Below are 15,281 nucleotides of genomic sequence, written 5' to 3'. Positions count from 1 at the left end.
TTACATACGAATCAATCGTATATGACATTTTTTCCTTCTTCCCTTAACTTTTTTAACGACGTCAGCATATGATTGATTTCTTCATCGGAATGTCTTTCCCACGCACCTAATTCTGCGACTATTTTCAAGGGAGATGTCGACCGGTAAGAACGGGTCGGGTTCCCCGGAAACCTTTGATCCGTCAAATTCGGATCATCTTCAAACTCGCCTGTCGGTTCTACAACATAAATTCTCTCTTTGGAATCAGATCGAGCTAATTCAGCTCCCCATTTGGCTGCGTTTAATGTTCCAGTAAAATAGATGTGGTTCGATTGTTTATCCTGATAATTGGATAAATGCAACGGTTCAAGCAGGTCCCCAATCTTCAATTCTGCTTTCGTCCCATGAAAAAACGGCCCAGGATCTAAAACATCTTTCTTGTCATTCATACAGCCACATCCCTTATCGTTTTTGACTTGCGTATAACAGTATACGGGCTGATGCGGGCGGAAAACAGTCTATAAATGAGATTAAATTCGGGGTATAATGATAGTAGAGAGTAAGGTGTGATTTGTAAAATCCAGCAAGTTGAAAAAACAGCAAGAATACATACAAAGCAGTCTTCTTGAAAGAGATAAAGAAACTAAAAAATTAATTGCAGCAACGGAGCAGGAGGAAAAGGAAGGAAGAAATTTTGGTGGCAGTTTTGGAAATAGCGTATTGAAGGATATCTGATCAGGATTGAAGAAGATGAGGATAAAGTAGCCAAAGAGACGTTTTGATGTTTTATCTGGTTGGCGTGTTGGCACATAATCAATTAAATTCTTCAGGAAGGGTGTAATGAGATAATGAAAGATAGAGATAAGATTTGTCATATATATGCTCAAAAAAGTTGGCATATGGATTCTTATATTATTGGTAATCGTGAGGGTTTAATAGAATTAAAGAGTGCTATTGACCAAGCATTAAAAAGTAATGTTGGTCAAGCTGAATTGTTTCCATCAGATTTAGAGGATTATACAACTTACGTTGCTTTAGTTGATGATAAAGAAGAATTGGATTCACTTATTATGCCTTACACTGATGAGGATAATGATGATGAAAACTTGATACATCCAGTTGATATAGTTACAAGTCATGAAGAGAAAAAAACCCCTAAAAATTAGGGGTTTTTTAGTGTAATATTGTTTCTCCTGGACTTGCTTTGTATTTCTTTGGTACTGATGCTCTGAGAGCATGGTGTATTTTATCTTTTGGAGCTACATGAAAATGCCAATACCAAGTTGAGGTTTTTGGTATTAAAGGGATTTTTCCATTGTCTACAGCAAATACTCTTGTTGTTCTTTTCTTTCCTTTGTGTAGGACGACAACTAAACTTCTAAGTTGTCCTTTATCATTTCTTACATCCCATTTAATTTTGTAATTTTTACCAAATCCTTTTATCCGATTTTTTAGATATTTAAGTGCAGTTCTTGCGCCTTTTGATCTGATAGCCATTAAAGCAACTCTTCCTACGGTCATTGCGATAGGTATGAAGAATACTGGTAGTGCTTGTGTTGTTATTTCACTCTGATTACTTTTGGAGTCAAGTTGTTTCATTCGGTTTTCTAAAGCTAAAAATTCTTCATTGTTGAAATATTGATCGATCACTTTATTTTGTTCTGACTCTGTCATGTTTTCAAATTCTTTTTCTGTAAATGGAAGGTTTTCTATGTATTCCCCCATTTTCTTTTCAAGTTCGTCTAATTCTTTGTTAGCTTGTTCATTTTGTAGAACCGTCGGTGTTACTAATGCTTTTAACTCTTGTGAATTGATAGAGTGTGTTTCTGCTGATGCTTCTGATGAAAATGGAGTCCATATTGATATGACAAGAGCTAGGGTAATTAGGGTTAAAAGTGTTTTTTTGAACATTTTGATTATATTCCTCCTTTTGTATTAAATTCCAAAATCAAGGTTATCAAATCAAAATGAGTGTATCAATGGATTTAAGATAGATTTAAGGAAACTTCTATGGTAGACAAATGACACAAGTAGATAAAGTGAACGAACAAAAAAGCCAGTCACCCGCTAATAAGGTGACTGGCTTTTTTCTGTTACTTCCCGATGTTCTCTCCATTTTGCTCGATCAATGTTTCATACCAATAAGAGCTCTTTTTCCGAATTCTCTTCAGGTCTTTCAGATCAAATTCGTCACGATTGACGTAGATAAAACCGTAGCGTTTTGAGCAGCCTTGGTGTGTACTGATTAAGTCGATGGCTGACCACGGGCAGTACCCGAATACCTCTACACCGTCAGTGATCGCCCATTTGATTTGTTCAATATGTTTTTCTAAATAATCAATTCGATAATCATCCTGAATCGATCCATCCGTTTCTAACTTGTCAAAAGCGCCTAGCCCGTTTTCCGTAATAATAAGAGGCAGCTGATAGCGATCGTAAATCTCACGCATCGTTGATCGGAAACCGGTAGGGTCAATCTCCCAGCCAAATGCATTTTTACTTAAGAACGGGTTGTTCCCGCCTTTGTAGACGCCATCTTCACCAGATTTTAAATGCTGATCTCCACCGCGGGCAAATTCATCATTGCCATCTCCTTTACTCGCTTCAACCGTTTGAGATGTGTAGTAGTTAAAGGCAATGAAGTCTGGTTTTGCACTTTTCAAAATATCCATATCTCCCTCTTCAATCACAGGAAGAATGTCTTTTTCCTTCATGTATGCCCATGCAAGGTTGTTATAACGACCGAATACCGCCATATCAAGATACAGCCAGTTGCGGATCGCATTGTAATTGGCCGCAGCAATGACATCCTCAGGTTTTGGAGATGCCGGGTAAATAAGGGCGATGTTTGGCGCTGGTCCGATTTTCGCCTCAGGCAGCAAACGATGACAAAGCGTCATGGCTTTCGCCTGTGCCACAAGCATATGGTGGTTCTGCTGATATAGTTCTTTTTTCGGATTTTCTAAATTTGGATCCAGTGTACCTAGAGCTGATCCATGTAAGATCATCATGTTTTGTTCATTAATGGTCAGCCAATATTTTACCTTCTCACCATACTCTTGGAACAAAACCTCCGCATAACGTTCAAACGCATCGACTGTTGAACGATTTGACCAGCCGCCTTTCACTTGAAGCGCATGAGGTAAATCAAAGTGATACATCGTCACAATTGGTTCAATGTCATAGCGTCGCAATTCATCAATGAGAGAATGGTAGAAGTCAATTCCCTTTTGATTGATCTCCCCATCTCCATCTGGAATGATACGTGTCCATGCAATAGAGAAACGATAAGCCTTCAAGCCCATTTCTGCAAACATCTTCACGTCTTCTTTATATCGATGATAGTGATCGCTGGCTACCTTAAAATCAGTTGTTCCCTCAGGATAGCTTTCTCTCATATCAATGACTGAAGGTCCCTTGCCATCCTCGTTCCACGCACCTTCTACTTGATAGGCGGAAGTCGATCCGCCCCAGAAAAAGTCTTTTGGAAATGGTGCTAGTGTTGAATATCTCATGATTATGTCCTCCCTTTTCTTAAACTAAGTGTAAAAATGATTGTCCTGGTGTCACTTGTTTTTCTTCTGTCTCAATGATATCGCTAAATTCACCGGAATTGGTAATAATCACAGGTGTTGTGACAGACAGTCCTGCTGCTTGAATGGCCTCAATATCAAACTCCGCAAGCAGTTCACCTTCTGTAATCGTTTGGCCCTGCTCAACCTTCGGCGTAAAATGTCGGCCCCCAAGTTGTACAGTATCCAGTCCAATATGAATGAGTACTTCTGCTCCACTTTCAGAGGTGAGACCGTATGCATGTCCTGTTGGAAATACCGTTGTCACGACTCCAGTTACTGGTGCAAACAGCTTGCCTTCTGATGGAATAATGGCTGCACCCTTACCTAATGCGCCAGATGAGAAGGCTTTATCCTGCACCTCTTCTAGCTTGATGACTTCGCCAGATAAAGGACTTTTCACATGAGCTGCTTTGACACCATGTTCATTTTCAGATGCTGGTGCAGAACTAGCTGCAGGAGCATCTTCTTCATCCACAGGATCTTTGAATCCAATCAAATAGGTTAAGACGATTGAAAGGACAAATGAAACGGAAATTCCGATTAAGAACCCTGTAAATCCTTGACCATAGAAGATCGGAAGTGTCAGTAAACTCGGAAGACCTGACGCGATCGCAATACTTTGTGAATAACCGATAATGGCACCACCGACACCGGCAGAGATAACCGCTGCAATAAATGGTTTTTTCAAACGAAGTGTGACTCCGTATACAGCAGGCTCTGTAATTCCAAATACAGCAGAAACCGCTGTCGATCCAGCTAATGATTTCAGCTTTTTGTTCTTTGTTTTCAGCATAACACCTATTGAAGCACCGGCTTGTGAAAATACAGCTGGCGCAGTAGCCGGCTTAATATGATCTTTTCCATGAACCGCAATATTATTTAAAATGACTGGCACAAGCCCCCAATGGATACCGAAGATGACAAGAACCTGCCATGCCATCGCAATTAAAGCACCGGCAAGTGTAGGGCTAAAGGAGAATACTTTCAGCAGGACGGCTGCAATTCCGTTCCCTGCATACACACCAAATGGTCCAAATACGATCAGTGTCAGTGGAACGACCGTGACCAGTAAAATCAGTGGTGTAATAAAGTTTTTCACACTTTCATGAATGACTTTGTTAAAGAAACGTTCGATATATCCCATCACAAACACTGCCAAAATAATCGGGATAACCGTTGATGTATAAGACATTAAGACAACCGGAATGCCGAAGAACGACACATCTCCGCCGCCTTTTGTGAGCTCTTGAATAGTCGGGTAGATCAGTGCACCTGCAATCGTCACAGCGACAAATGGATTCGCTTTAAACTTCCTAGCAGAAGTGAATGCGAGCAGCAGCGGCAGGAAGTAGAACAAGCTGTCTGATGCGGCAAATAAAATTTGATACGACGTATCTTCAGGAGATAACCATTTTGCATTGATACAGATGCCTAGAAGTCCTTTTAAAATACCGGCACCCGCCATGACACCTAGAAGCGGTGTGAAAATTCCAGAAACAATGTCGACGAATTTTCCAAAAAGACTTGTACTTTCTTCACTTGATCTAGCAGATGAAGAAGTGGAATCCTCTAATAGATTCGTAAACTCCCCAATCTCTCGATATACCTCTGGTACGGTGTTGCCAATGACCACCTGAAACTGGCCGCCGCTTTCCATGACAGTCACCACACCATTTAATTTTTCAATGGCCGCTTTATCTGCTTTTGATCTGTCATTTAATGTGAAGCGAAGTCTTGTGGCACAGTGAACCAATGAATGAACATTTTTCTCTGTCCCGATATGTTTGATAATGTCTTCTGCTAATTGACGATGACTCATACAAAAACCCCCTTTTTTTCAAAAAAATACGTTTTTAGGCAAAATAAAAACCTAAACGGGCACCAAAAATAGTCGCAACTTGCTATTGCGCTTTTTCAGTGAACGTTTAGGTTTTGCCTGCCGAACAGTCACAATCCTCTAAGACGATCATTGTGAAACCGTATTCTTTTATGTTTATGAGCAAATAGTACCACTCACTTTTTATGATGTCAACGCTTTCTTTTAAAATTCTATCTTTATTTTTCTCGTTTGATGAGTCGATTCAAATGAATCGATAGATAGAGCATCTCCTCTGATGTCAGGTCGCGATGATACGTTTGATACACATATTCCGCGATTTTCTTTGCGCAATCGTACGCCTTCGGATATTTTACTTTAATCAGCTGATATAAATCTTGATCTTCACTGACGAGTAACGTTTCGTTGATGAGACGCTGTACGAAAAAGCGTAAATGTGTGAGAAAACGATAAAAGTTGAGCGAGTCTTCATCAAATTCCATGTTCAGATGATATTTCACAATGGTCAGTATGGCATTCACTTCTTTCGTGATATTGACTGTTGTATTCATGTCTTCATTGAGCTCTGCATTAATAATATGCATGGCAATAAAGCCCGCTTCATCTTCAGGCAGTTCAATATGAAGACGATCTTCAATCATCTCAAGGCATTCCTTCGCCACGAGAAACTCATCTTTGTATAAACGTTTAATCTCCCAAATCAGTGAATTCTCAATCAAGTGGTTTTTCTTTAATCGTTCGATGGCGTAATGAATATGGTCTGCCAGCGATACATGCAGACTTTCGTTTAATCTTCGGTTCAGCTTTGTATGTGCGTATTGGATCATTTCCTCGGTCACCTTGACGACATCATACGGAACCTCTTGAAGCAGCATTTTCATTCGCTCATGTACGGAATGATCCTCTAGGCGGAACACTTTATCAATTAACGCCTCGTCCACCGGGTCTCCGGGACGTCTTTGAAAAGCGATGCCTCTGCCCATGACGACGATTTCTTTTCCTTGTTCATCTATCACACTAATGACATTATTGTTTAGAACCTTTTGAATCTGCATCTCCAAACACCTCCGTCTATAACCAGCCATCTACACTCAAAATATGCTCTCATCTTAACACAACTGTCAAATCACTTGGCGTTTTTATCTGACTTTTGAAATAGATTTCACGATATTTTCCCTTCTTTCTTGCTGGTCTGATCCTCCCTCGGCCTGCATACAATACCCCGAGGAGGTGACCTTCGATGAAGGCTTTTTTCTGGTCAGCATCTTTTTTATTCATGTTCATTCTGACTCTCTTTATTCTAGGTATTGTTTTTTGGCTTAGTGGACAAGGCTTAGATCAGCTATGGAGATATGCGCTTATCTGTCTTGTGACAGCCACCGTTCTACACGGCGTTACCACTTGGCTAAAGCAGCATGTCATGGATCATCCATCCAAATAAAAAGGCTGCCCTCAGTATTCAGGCAGCCCTTCCGTTATTCCTTAGATGAGGCGGCTTCTTTCTGAGAAGCACGCAGTTCATCATTAATTTTTTTCGCATCTTCTAAAAACTCTGTTTCAAATCCACTTTTGAGTGCCCACATATAAAATAACAACGCCACAACTGCAATGAGCGCCATATCCCAGCCATAATGAATGACGTTATAACCGCCAAATTTATCACTGCCGAGACAGGAAATCGTCATCATCACAAGAAGATACACAACCATCCAAGCACCTGCTTTAAAGTGACGGCCAAAGCCCTTCCACTTCGCTTTTGCTTGATAGTAAAAATAGATTGGCAGACCGATGAGAATAATGAACAGCACCTGACCCGTCAGCGGCCATCTCGCCCAGTACAGTGTCAATGATGCAAAGACAAAACCAAGCGGGGCAATGATGCTGAGCCCTTTAATCCGCAATGGACGATATAAATCTGTTCCCGTCTTTCTCAGCGTCATCACTGTCACAGGTCCTGTCAAATAGGAAATCAGGGTCGCCACAGAAATAATTTCAGCGAGAACCCCCCATCCTCTAAACAAAAACAGAAAGATAAACGATACGCCTAAGTTAAAAAACATCGCTGGACGAGGCACACCATAAATTGGGTGCAGACGACCAAGTACACTCGGCATGTACTTGTTTTTTTCCATCCCATAAATCATACGAGACGTCGTCGCCGTATACGTAATCCCTGTTCCAGAAGGAGAAACGAACGCATCTGCATATAAAATAAGGACAAGCCAGTTGATTCCTAGCGCAATGGCAAGGTCAGCAAATGGCGAGTTGAAATTCAAATGCCCCCAGCCATTCACAATCATTGATGGATCGACAGCGCCAATAAAAGCGATTTGCAGCAGCACATAAATGACCGTTGCAATCAAAATCGATCCAACAATGGCGATTGGAATCGAACGCCCTGGATTTTTCGCTTCTCCTGCCATATTAATCGGGCTTTGAAAGCCATTAAAAGCAAACACAATCCCTGATGTTGCGACAGCTGTCAGCACACTCGCCCAGCCGTTCGGCGCAATACTTGTTCCAGAAGTAAAATTCTCACTATGAAAACCTACGAATAAGAGCGCACCAATTGTTAATCCTGGAATGACGATTTTAAAAACCGTAATGAATGTATTCGCCTTTGAAAACAACCCAACTGTCCAATAATTGAGCAGAAAATAAATCACCAGCAGCACACTTGCCACCATGAGCCCCTCGGTCGTCAAAACCCCTTTTGTGACCAAATGGCTTGTCCACTTTGCCCACTCCCAAGGCCATGAGCTCATGTATTGAACGGAAGCCACTGCCTCAACAGGAATCACTGAGACAATCGCAATCCAGTTTGCCCAAGCGGCGATAAATCCAATAAAAGAGCCGTGTGAATATTGCGTATATTTGACCATTCCGCCTGCCTCTGGAAACATCGACCCGAGTTCACTATAAGACAATGCGATAAATAAAATAACAACCATCCCGATCAACCATGACAAGATAGCAGCAGGGCCGGCGATTTGAGCAGCCCGCCACGCACCAAAGAGCCATCCTGAACCAATGATTGAGCCAAGACCTACCATCATTAAAGCGAAAGTTCCCATCCTACGATGCAAATGATTCATGTTCATAACACCTTTCGATTAAAATACAGAGCATGTGTCGAGCAAGCGCCTTTCTTTTATAGCAGCTCACCTTTCATTCCATTGGCAAATACTTTCTGATCTGAACTTTTATCTTTGTTCATTTTTTTGCCTGTTATATTATCTCTCAATTCTCCATTTTCTGAAATAGTCGAACATGCTTATTTCAAAAGAAAGCGCTTTTTCAACTGTTCAATCTATTAGACTGATTAACTACCTTTACCCTTATTTTGAAAAAAACAAAACAAAAAAGAAAGAGGAAATGACTTCCTCTTCCCTCTGAACTCGTATCATTCAAAGAAAAAAGGATAAAAGGGAAACCCTCTTATCCTTGTGAGATTGCTTGTTCTTTTTCAATGACAGCTAGTCTTTCTTGAACTTCTTCTTCAGATAAATTGTGCTGTTTCACATAAAGGTTACGTTCGCTTGTGCGGCATTCATGGCTGCAGCTGCGCATATATTTATGCTCGCTTTCTTCTGTTGCAATCATTTTGCGGTTACATGCAGGGTTCGCGCAGTTCACATAACGCTCGCAAGGTTCGCCAGTGAAGAAATCTTTTCCTACCACGACGTGCTCTGTTTGATTGACTGGAACCGTTAGGCGGTTATCAAACACATAACATTGACCGTCCCATAGCTTTCCTTGAACTTCCGGGTCTTTTCCGTACGTGACAATTCCACCGTCAAGCTGGGATACATCTTCAAAGCCTTCACGCTTTAACCATCCTGAGAATTTCTCACAGCGTACGCCGCCTGTGCAATACGTCAGAATTTTTTTCCCTTCAAGAATCTCTTTGTTGTCACGAATCCACTCAGGCAATTCACGGAATGTCTCAATGTCAGGGCGCACAGCACCTCTGAAGTGACCGACATCAAACTCATAATCATTACGTGCATCAATCACGACCGTATCAGGTGATTGCATTTGCTCGTAAAATTCAACTGGGCTGAGATGTTTCCCCGTTAATTCTAGCGGATTCACATCATCTTCAAGACTTAAATTCACCAATTCATTTCGATGACGGACGTGCATTTTCTTAAACGCATGACCATCTGCTTCGTCAATTTTAATTGGCATGGACGCAAAGCGTGGATCTTCTTTCAATGCTTGCATGTACTTGTCCGTTTGCTCAATGGTACCAGAAATGGTTCCGTTTATGCCTTCAGATGAAACAAGAATACGACCTAACAAACCAAGTTCCTTACAGAATGCTAGATGCTCTGCTGTAAATGTTTCTGGATCCTCAATGGGGACATATTGATAGTAAAGTAATACACGATATTGTTTTTCCATATATATAAACACCTCTTAAATTTAATCAAAACATACCATTTTATATCATACAGGAAATACATACCTTAAGGCAATGTCAGCAGTTCAATTCCATAAAACGGAAGGGTCTATGGTCTCATATTGCCTGATTATTTGACAGAACTTTCTGTAAAATGAGATGATTTAAGAACTATATGATTTCGTAAAGGAGCATAAATCATTGATCCAGCCAGAAGAGATCGTCAGAAGCGGTCCTAACCAGTTTATTTCTCAAAAAGGAATTTATCACGAACTCGAGTCACTTGCATCTCCTTTTCACTCACCTGCTATAGTGACAGGATATGACTCATATCAAGCCTTTTCACAGTACACAAAGCTTCCATCCGAGTGGCCTATTGTTCAGCATAAAGGTTACAGTTCACCAAATGCGATCATACGAATTGCGGAAGAACTCAAGAGTTCAGACGTGATCATCGGGATCGGTGGTGGCACGATTTTAGATACAGCAAAGTCTGTTGCCGACGCTCTCCAAATTGAAGTGATCATGGTGCCGACGATTCCTGGGACATGTGCGGCTTCTACACCGCTCAGCGTCATTTATGATGACAGGGGAAATTTCATGAGGGTCGACTATCATAAGCGGTCCAGCTATCTCACGTTAATTGATCATACTTTTTTGCTTTCATCTCCTCTTTCCTATCTACAAAGCGGAATTGGGGATACACTGGCAAAATGGTATGAAGCGGAAGCCATTATTCGTAACACAAAAGGCACCTTGCCGCTCATGGTACATGCTGCATTAAAGCAGGCAGTGTACGTTCGTGACATTCTTCTGACTCATAGTGAAGAAGCCGTTAGCAGCTTAAAAACAGGTCAGCTTTCTCAAGCCTTTGCAGATGTAACAGATACGATCATTACGTTAGCCGGAACAGTCGGCGGCTATGGAGGACGTTATGGCAGAATGGCAGGAGCCCATGCTGTTCATAATGGATTAACATTTATTGATGAAACACATCATGTGTTACATGGACAAAAAGTGGCCTATGGCATTCTCGTCCAGCTTGCCGCAGAAAACCGTATGACGGAAGTAGAAGAATTACTTGAGCTCTATCAAACACTCGGATTACCTAGAACGATGCGTGATCTTGGCATCACAGCTCAGCTAGAGGAAGCAGCACATACAGTGGCAAACCATGCTGCACGTAAAGATGAAACCTTTTGTTTGATTGGAGACTATACGAAAGAGCAAATTGTCGACGCCATTCAAATCATTGAGACCTATCAGCCCCAAAAGACGGTCTGAACATAGGGGCAAATAAAAAAGCACAGGCATCCCGCCCGTGCTTTCTTTCTATTAAAAATCGAAGTTATCTGGGTCTGGACCCGTGCGCTCATCTTCATTGAGCTGATCAATGACACTCATTTCATGGGCGGACAACTCGAAATCAAATACGTTTGTGTTTTCGATGATTCGGCTCTTCGTCACCGATTTCGGAATGGTGATAATGCCATGCTGCAAGTCCCAGCGAAGAATGACTTGCGCCACTGACTTCTCATGCTTTTTCGCAATATCTTGAAGCACCGGATGATTAAGAAGTTTCCCGCTGCCTAATGGCGACCATGCTTCTACATGAATGCCTTTTGCCTTGCAGTAGTCACGTAAAGGCTCTTGCGTCAGCTTCGGATGCAGCTCAATTTGATTGACCATTGGCACCACTTCTGCCTCTTCTAATAAATCTTCTAAATGGTGCTGATGGAAGTTACACACGCCAATGGCTTTCACACGGCCATCCTTATAAAGCTTTTCTAGCGCCTTCCACGTTTCTTTATATTTGCCTTCAACCGGCCAATGGATTAAATAAAGATCCAATACATCCAGACCTAGTTTGTTCATACTCGTTTCAAAGGCTTCAAGCGTTGACTCATACCCTTGATCACTATTCCAGACTTTTGTCGTAATGAACAGCTCATCGCGAGAGATGCCTGATTGCTGAATGGCTTTGCCAACACCTTCTTCATTTTGATAGGCCGCTGCTGTATCTATACTGCGATAGCCCGCTTCAAGTGCGTCTTTGACTGCATTTACAGCCTCATCCCCATCTTTTACTTGCCATACACCAAAGCCAAGCTTCGGCATTTTCACTCCGTTTGCTAATGTGACTGTATCTGTTAATCCACTCATCAAACAAACCTCCGCTTCATTTTTGCTTACCATGCACTATACCCGAATGTGCGAAAGATCATGCATGAAAATAGACCATTCATAGACTGAATGATCTTATTTGATGTATTGTCCCATATCGACTTGATTTGCATCAACAATTTGGTATTCACTGATTCGATTTTTTGTTTTAGAACCATCATACGTATCTAAAAAGCTTTGGTCATAAAAAATCAGACCATACATTTGCTTTTGGTTCTCGTACACTCTGATCCAATAAGATTCTTTTGTTTCTTTTTTAGATCCAGTTAACTTCTTTAATTGAATACCCGAAAATTTCTTCAGCAGCTTTTGAATATCCTCTTTCTTATCCACCACAACGCGCTCATCATCATGCTCAATTTGAATGGAAGTCACTTTATCTTTATCAATCGAGACCACATCATCAAAAGCATATGTTTTGGCATTGATCATAAAATAAAGACCTATTCCGATGAAAATAACGACTACTAAACCAATGATCCACTTCTTCAACCTAACTCCTCCTTCAATTCACGCCATCCCTATACAAACAGCGAGGTCCAATCATCCTCCTCAGAGAATACTTGAATCCCATGCTGTTTCAGCAAGGCAGACGTCACACCGTCCCCAGCCTTTGTCTTCCCGTTAAACTCTCCCCGATAGATCATCCGGCTTCCGCAAGAAGGGCTGTACTCTTTTAACACGACGGATGTTGCGCCAAGAGTCTGAACCTGCTTAAGCGTGTCTTGTGCACCTTTTACATACATCTCTGTCACATCTGTTCCATGAACATCAACAACAGAAGCCTGCCCTCGTAAGACATCATGACCATCTCCACCAATAATTTCTGCGGGAGGTCTTGGTGTAGAGAAACCACCAAGCAGCTCAGGGCAAACTGTTACCGCCTTTCCTTCCTGCACAAGCTCCTCGATAAGTTGATCTAATCGATGGCTGCCATTATAACGGACCTTTAATCCCGCAAGACAAGCACTGACAACGATCATGTATGTTCCTCATTTCTTTGTATTGAACGTTTTTTGCTGACTTTAAAATAAATCCATAAAGGCAAACAGAGTATCGTGTACATCAGAAAGGGCAGAGCACAATACAAAACAGCCGCCCACATGGACCCTTCAACTCCTGTCATCCCAAAAAAATAAACAAATAATAGCAAGCTGACAAACAATCCGACGAACGGCATGATAAAAACATACTTCTTAAAATTTTCCATCATCTCTTTCACCAACACGGCACCCTCCCTCAATCATCATCACGAACAACGTCAATATATGTTAATTTTACCATAAAAAAACCGAAAGCATCTAGTTTATAGAAAGCTTTCGGTTCGTTTTTTATATCTTTTCCTTCCAAGCCTTTAAGAAGCGCTCAATAACCTGTAGTTCGTCTTCATTAAATTCATGGAGGAATTCTAAATAGGAGGAGACTGCCTGTTCATGAAGCTCATCATGCAGTGCCGCAAGCTGTGTGCCTTCCTCTGTGAGTGAATAATAGACGGATTTCTTGTCACCTTGCCGGTGGCGATAGTCGACCATGCCTTTTTCGATGAGCTTTTTCACAGCTTTTGTAATAGCTGGTTTTGATAGTTTTAGTTGTTGTGAAAGAAATGTATTATTGGATTCGTTAGGGTTTGCTTGAATCATAGATAAAATATGAAGCTGTGTAAGTGTCCAATCTTGCTTGAGTGTATCAGTCGTGGTAATCAGTGGATCTGTTGGATCGTTCCGTTTCTTTTCCCTATGCATAATCAAATCTTGAATCGCTTTTAAGACAATCTGCTCTTTTGTTTCCATCTGAACCTCCACTCTTAACTGGTTAATAAAATGGTACTAATAATCAATAAAGGAGTCAAAAGAAATGTGGGGATGAGGAAAAGAATGGGTCATCAGACCTGATAAATAAAAGAACTTTTTTACTAGATTACAAGAGACGGCACAATTTCCTTTTCTTTGCTATCATTTATGATAGGTAACCCTCAATCAAAAAAAGAAGGTGAGAGAATGAAAACAGAGCAGCAAATGGCCATTCGCCAGTTAGAAGAAAAAATAAATTTGTTTTCTTCTGTTGTCAACGGATCGTTCCTATCAACGGAGGATTTCGTTCTATCAAACACGCATATATCAACTGACACGTTCAATTTGTTATTACCCATTTCAGCGCACATACAAGATCAACAAAAAGTGGAAGCTGCCATCGAACAAATGCAGCAACAGCAGCTAACATTCAGCACATGGATCACTCAAAGCCTGCTCCATCCCGATTGGTCGAATATCATGCAGAAATATGGGCTTCAAGAAGTGGAACGCAATACAATCATGATGTTTGAACATACAAACGACATCGATCAAAGGACCTCTCAATCGCTTACGATCAAGGAAGTGACTGACGATCAAACTTTTCTCGATTATCAACATTTATTTATCGAACTTTTCGAAGGATCACCTGAGGCAATCTCTTTAAACAGCTATTTCCAGCGCTTTTCGATTGAACGATTACACCCGAGTACACGCATGTTCGTTGGATATGAACACAACAAACCGGTCACAACGGGCTTATTGATTGAAACAACAGACAGCTACGGTATTTATGATGTCATCACAAAGGCAGAACACCGCGGAAGAGGACTTGGCAGTGACATGTTTCATTACCTTCTGACCCAGACAGATAACAAACAAAAGTGTGTGATGTTACAAGCCTCAAATGACGGCAAACATATCTATCAGCGTGCCGGATTTCATCCAATTGGAGAAATGGTTATTTTTGAATAGAAGATGACATTTTTCCTGACCTATCAAGGGCAAAGAAAGGCATCCTGTCTCTTCTTTGCCTCTAACATCTCATCACAAAAATGAATGTACATTCATTCACTCCTTTGGTACATTTAAAAAAAGGAGCTGAAGAACAGATGGTTCGACCAGGCGATCAATTTCAAACAAGCAAAACCTATACGCATGAAGATGTAATCCAATTTGGCGAGATGACAGGTGATCTTGGCAAACATCATACCGAGCTAGATGATCAAGGCAGGCTCATGGTACACGGCTTTCTCACAGCAAGTCTAGCCACGAAACTTGGCGGGCAGTTTCATTTTATCGGTCAAGAGATGACATGTACCTTCATACGCCCTGTTTATACAGGTGACACCATTACCTGTCAGATGGCCGTCACCAAGGTAGAACCCCTTGAAAAATACCATCGAGTCTACCTTTTTTCCCGTTATATCAATCAGCATGGAGAAGAAGTCATTACTGGTAAAAGCGAAGGTGTGGTTTTCAAAAAATAAAAAGCTGCCTATGATGAGGCA

17 protein-coding genes are annotated in these 15,281 nt (G+C 41.2%); 6 read left to right on the top strand and 11 right to left on the bottom strand.

Translation table 11 applies throughout. From position 1 onward, the window contains the following. Nucleotides 1–11: 11 nt before the first annotated feature. A complete protein-coding gene (gene arr, locus MHB38_RS01415) occupies nt 12–428 on the bottom strand; it encodes an NAD(+)--rifampin ADP-ribosyltransferase (protein WP_017366526.1) in 417 nt (138 codons plus the stop codon). A 139-nt stretch (nt 429–567) separates the two neighbouring features. Between arr and MHB38_RS01410 the strand changes: the two genes are divergently transcribed. Continuing rightward, nucleotides 568–714, top strand: a complete 147-nt coding sequence (locus MHB38_RS01410) for a hypothetical protein (protein WP_202734034.1) — start codon at nt 568–570, stop codon at nt 712–714. 113 nt (nt 715–827) lie between these two features. Further along, a complete protein-coding gene (locus MHB38_RS01405) occupies nt 828–1,145 on the top strand; it encodes a hypothetical protein (protein WP_035390595.1) in 318 nt (105 codons plus the stop codon). A gap of 7 nt (nt 1,146–1,152) precedes the next feature. Here MHB38_RS01405 and MHB38_RS01400 read toward each other — a convergent pair whose 3' ends face one another. The 4 genes from MHB38_RS01400 to licT form a co-directional block, all read right to left on the bottom strand. After that, nucleotides 1,153–1,890, bottom strand: a complete 738-nt coding sequence (locus MHB38_RS01400; RefSeq protein WP_035703028.1) for a hypothetical protein — start codon at nt 1,888–1,890, stop codon at nt 1,153–1,155. Between the two features lie 182 nt (nt 1,891–2,072). Further along, nucleotides 2,073–3,494, bottom strand: coding sequence for a glycoside hydrolase family 1 protein (locus tag MHB38_RS01395; RefSeq protein ID WP_099496273.1), 1,422 nt, complete (start codon nt 3,492–3,494; stop codon nt 2,073–2,075). Nucleotides 3,495–3,513: 19 nt separating this feature from the next. After that, nucleotides 3,514–5,373, bottom strand: a complete 1,860-nt coding sequence (locus MHB38_RS01390) for a beta-glucoside-specific PTS transporter subunit IIABC (RefSeq protein ID WP_008343857.1) — start codon at nt 5,371–5,373, stop codon at nt 3,514–3,516. Between the two features lie 236 nt (nt 5,374–5,609). Beyond that, nucleotides 5,610–6,446, bottom strand: coding sequence for a BglG family transcription antiterminator LicT (gene licT, locus MHB38_RS01385; RefSeq protein WP_017358738.1), 837 nt, complete (start codon nt 6,444–6,446; stop codon nt 5,610–5,612). Nucleotides 6,447–6,631: 185 nt separating this feature from the next. Here licT and MHB38_RS01380 point away from each other — a divergent pair, with 185 nt between their 5' ends. Beyond that, nucleotides 6,632–6,832, top strand: coding sequence for a hypothetical protein (locus MHB38_RS01380; protein ID WP_008343859.1), 201 nt, complete (start codon nt 6,632–6,634; stop codon nt 6,830–6,832). Between the two features lie 34 nt (nt 6,833–6,866). On the opposite strand, the gene MHB38_RS01375 is transcribed toward MHB38_RS01380, so the two are convergent. Both MHB38_RS01375 and trhO read right to left on the bottom strand, forming a co-directional pair. After that, complete coding sequence (locus MHB38_RS01375) at nt 6,867–8,486, bottom strand: APC family permease (protein WP_024719047.1); 1,620 nt, start codon at nt 8,484–8,486, stop codon at nt 6,867–6,869. Nucleotides 8,487–8,829: 343 nt separating this feature from the next. Continuing rightward, nucleotides 8,830–9,798 carry an oxygen-dependent tRNA uridine(34) hydroxylase TrhO gene (trhO, locus tag MHB38_RS01370; RefSeq protein ID WP_202734037.1) on the bottom strand — a complete coding sequence of 323 codons (969 nt, stop codon included), beginning with the start codon at nt 9,796–9,798 and terminating at the stop codon, nt 8,830–8,832. Between the two features lie 199 nt (nt 9,799–9,997). Here trhO and MHB38_RS01365 point away from each other — a divergent pair, with 199 nt between their 5' ends. Then, a complete protein-coding gene (locus tag MHB38_RS01365; RefSeq protein ID WP_341002102.1) occupies nt 9,998–11,080 on the top strand; it encodes an iron-containing alcohol dehydrogenase family protein in 1,083 nt (360 codons plus the stop codon). A gap of 51 nt (nt 11,081–11,131) precedes the next feature. Here the strand turns inward: MHB38_RS01365 and MHB38_RS01360 are convergent, their stop codons facing one another. The 4 genes from MHB38_RS01360 to MHB38_RS01345 all read right to left on the bottom strand — a co-directional run bounded on the left by MHB38_RS01360 (nt 11,132) and on the right by MHB38_RS01345 (nt 13,770). Beyond that, a complete protein-coding gene (locus tag MHB38_RS01360) occupies nt 11,132–11,959 on the bottom strand; it encodes an aldo/keto reductase (protein ID WP_017358734.1) in 828 nt (275 codons plus the stop codon). Between the two features lie 96 nt (nt 11,960–12,055). Continuing rightward, the gene (locus MHB38_RS01355; RefSeq protein ID WP_017358733.1) at nt 12,056–12,472 is read right to left on the bottom strand and encodes a hypothetical protein; all 417 of its coding nucleotides are present in this window, start codon (nt 12,470–12,472) and stop codon (nt 12,056–12,058) included. A 29-nt stretch (nt 12,473–12,501) separates the two neighbouring features. Continuing rightward, nucleotides 12,502–12,963 (bottom strand): DUF523 domain-containing protein, encoded by a 462-nt coding sequence (locus MHB38_RS01350; RefSeq protein ID WP_017358732.1) that lies wholly within the window; start codon nt 12,961–12,963, stop codon nt 12,502–12,504. 348 nt (nt 12,964–13,311) lie between these two features. Next, nucleotides 13,312–13,770, bottom strand: a complete 459-nt coding sequence (locus MHB38_RS01345) for a MarR family transcriptional regulator (RefSeq protein WP_202734040.1) — start codon at nt 13,768–13,770, stop codon at nt 13,312–13,314. Nucleotides 13,771–13,977: 207 nt separating this feature from the next. Between MHB38_RS01345 and MHB38_RS01340 the strand changes: the two genes are divergently transcribed. Next, nucleotides 13,978–14,745 carry a GNAT family N-acetyltransferase gene (locus MHB38_RS01340; RefSeq protein ID WP_050826876.1) on the top strand — a complete coding sequence of 256 codons (768 nt, stop codon included), beginning with the start codon at nt 13,978–13,980 and terminating at the stop codon, nt 14,743–14,745. A 137-nt stretch (nt 14,746–14,882) separates the two neighbouring features. Next, on the top strand, nt 14,883–15,260 hold the full coding sequence (locus MHB38_RS01335; protein WP_048002330.1) for a hotdog domain-containing protein: 378 nt from the start codon (nt 14,883–14,885) through the stop codon (nt 15,258–15,260). The last annotated feature ends 21 nt before the right edge of the window (nt 15,261–15,281 follow it).

The sequence above is a fragment of the Bacillus sp. FSL K6-3176 genome (assembly GCF_038003325.1).
Classification (GTDB): domain Bacteria; phylum Bacillota; class Bacilli; order Bacillales; family Bacillaceae; genus Bacillus; species Bacillus altitudinis.
The sequence above is the reverse complement of the archived record's forward strand: the minus strand, read 5'-3'. Positions and strand labels throughout refer to the sequence as shown.

What these genes read in the sequence shown, in the direction of transcription:
- arr (WP_017366526.1), bottom strand. Translation starts at nt 428, where the DNA reads ATGAATGACAAGAAAGATGTTTTAGATCCTGGGCCGTTTTTTCATGGG.
- MHB38_RS01405 (WP_035390595.1), top strand. Translation starts at nt 828, where the DNA reads ATGAAAGATAGAGATAAGATTTGTCATATATATGCTCAAAAAAGTTGG.
- MHB38_RS01400 (WP_035703028.1), bottom strand. Translation starts at nt 1,890, where the DNA reads ATGTTCAAAAAAACACTTTTAACCCTAATTACCCTAGCTCTTGTCATA.
- MHB38_RS01395 (WP_099496273.1), bottom strand. Translation starts at nt 3,494, where the DNA reads ATGAGATATTCAACACTAGCACCATTTCCAAAAGACTTTTTCTGGGGC.
- MHB38_RS01390 (WP_008343857.1), bottom strand. Translation starts at nt 5,373, where the DNA reads ATGAGTCATCGTCAATTAGCAGAAGACATTATCAAACATATCGGGACA.
- licT (WP_017358738.1), bottom strand. Translation starts at nt 6,446, where the DNA reads ATGCAGATTCAAAAGGTTCTAAACAATAATGTCATTAGTGTGATAGAT.
- MHB38_RS01380 (WP_008343859.1), top strand. Translation starts at nt 6,632, where the DNA reads ATGAAGGCTTTTTTCTGGTCAGCATCTTTTTTATTCATGTTCATTCTG.
- MHB38_RS01375 (WP_024719047.1), bottom strand. Translation starts at nt 8,486, where the DNA reads ATGAATCATTTGCATCGTAGGATGGGAACTTTCGCTTTAATGATGGTA.
- trhO (WP_202734037.1), bottom strand. Translation starts at nt 9,798, where the DNA reads ATGGAAAAACAATATCGTGTATTACTTTACTATCAATATGTCCCCATT.
- MHB38_RS01360 (WP_017358734.1), bottom strand. Translation starts at nt 11,959, where the DNA reads ATGAGTGGATTAACAGATACAGTCACATTAGCAAACGGAGTGAAAATG.
- MHB38_RS01350 (WP_017358732.1), bottom strand. Translation starts at nt 12,963, where the DNA reads ATGATCGTTGTCAGTGCTTGTCTTGCGGGATTAAAGGTCCGTTATAAT.
- MHB38_RS01345 (WP_202734040.1), bottom strand. Translation starts at nt 13,770, where the DNA reads ATGGAAACAAAAGAGCAGATTGTCTTAAAAGCGATTCAAGATTTGATT.
- MHB38_RS01340 (WP_050826876.1), top strand. Translation starts at nt 13,978, where the DNA reads ATGAAAACAGAGCAGCAAATGGCCATTCGCCAGTTAGAAGAAAAAATA.
- MHB38_RS01335 (WP_048002330.1), top strand. Translation starts at nt 14,883, where the DNA reads ATGGTTCGACCAGGCGATCAATTTCAAACAAGCAAAACCTATACGCAT.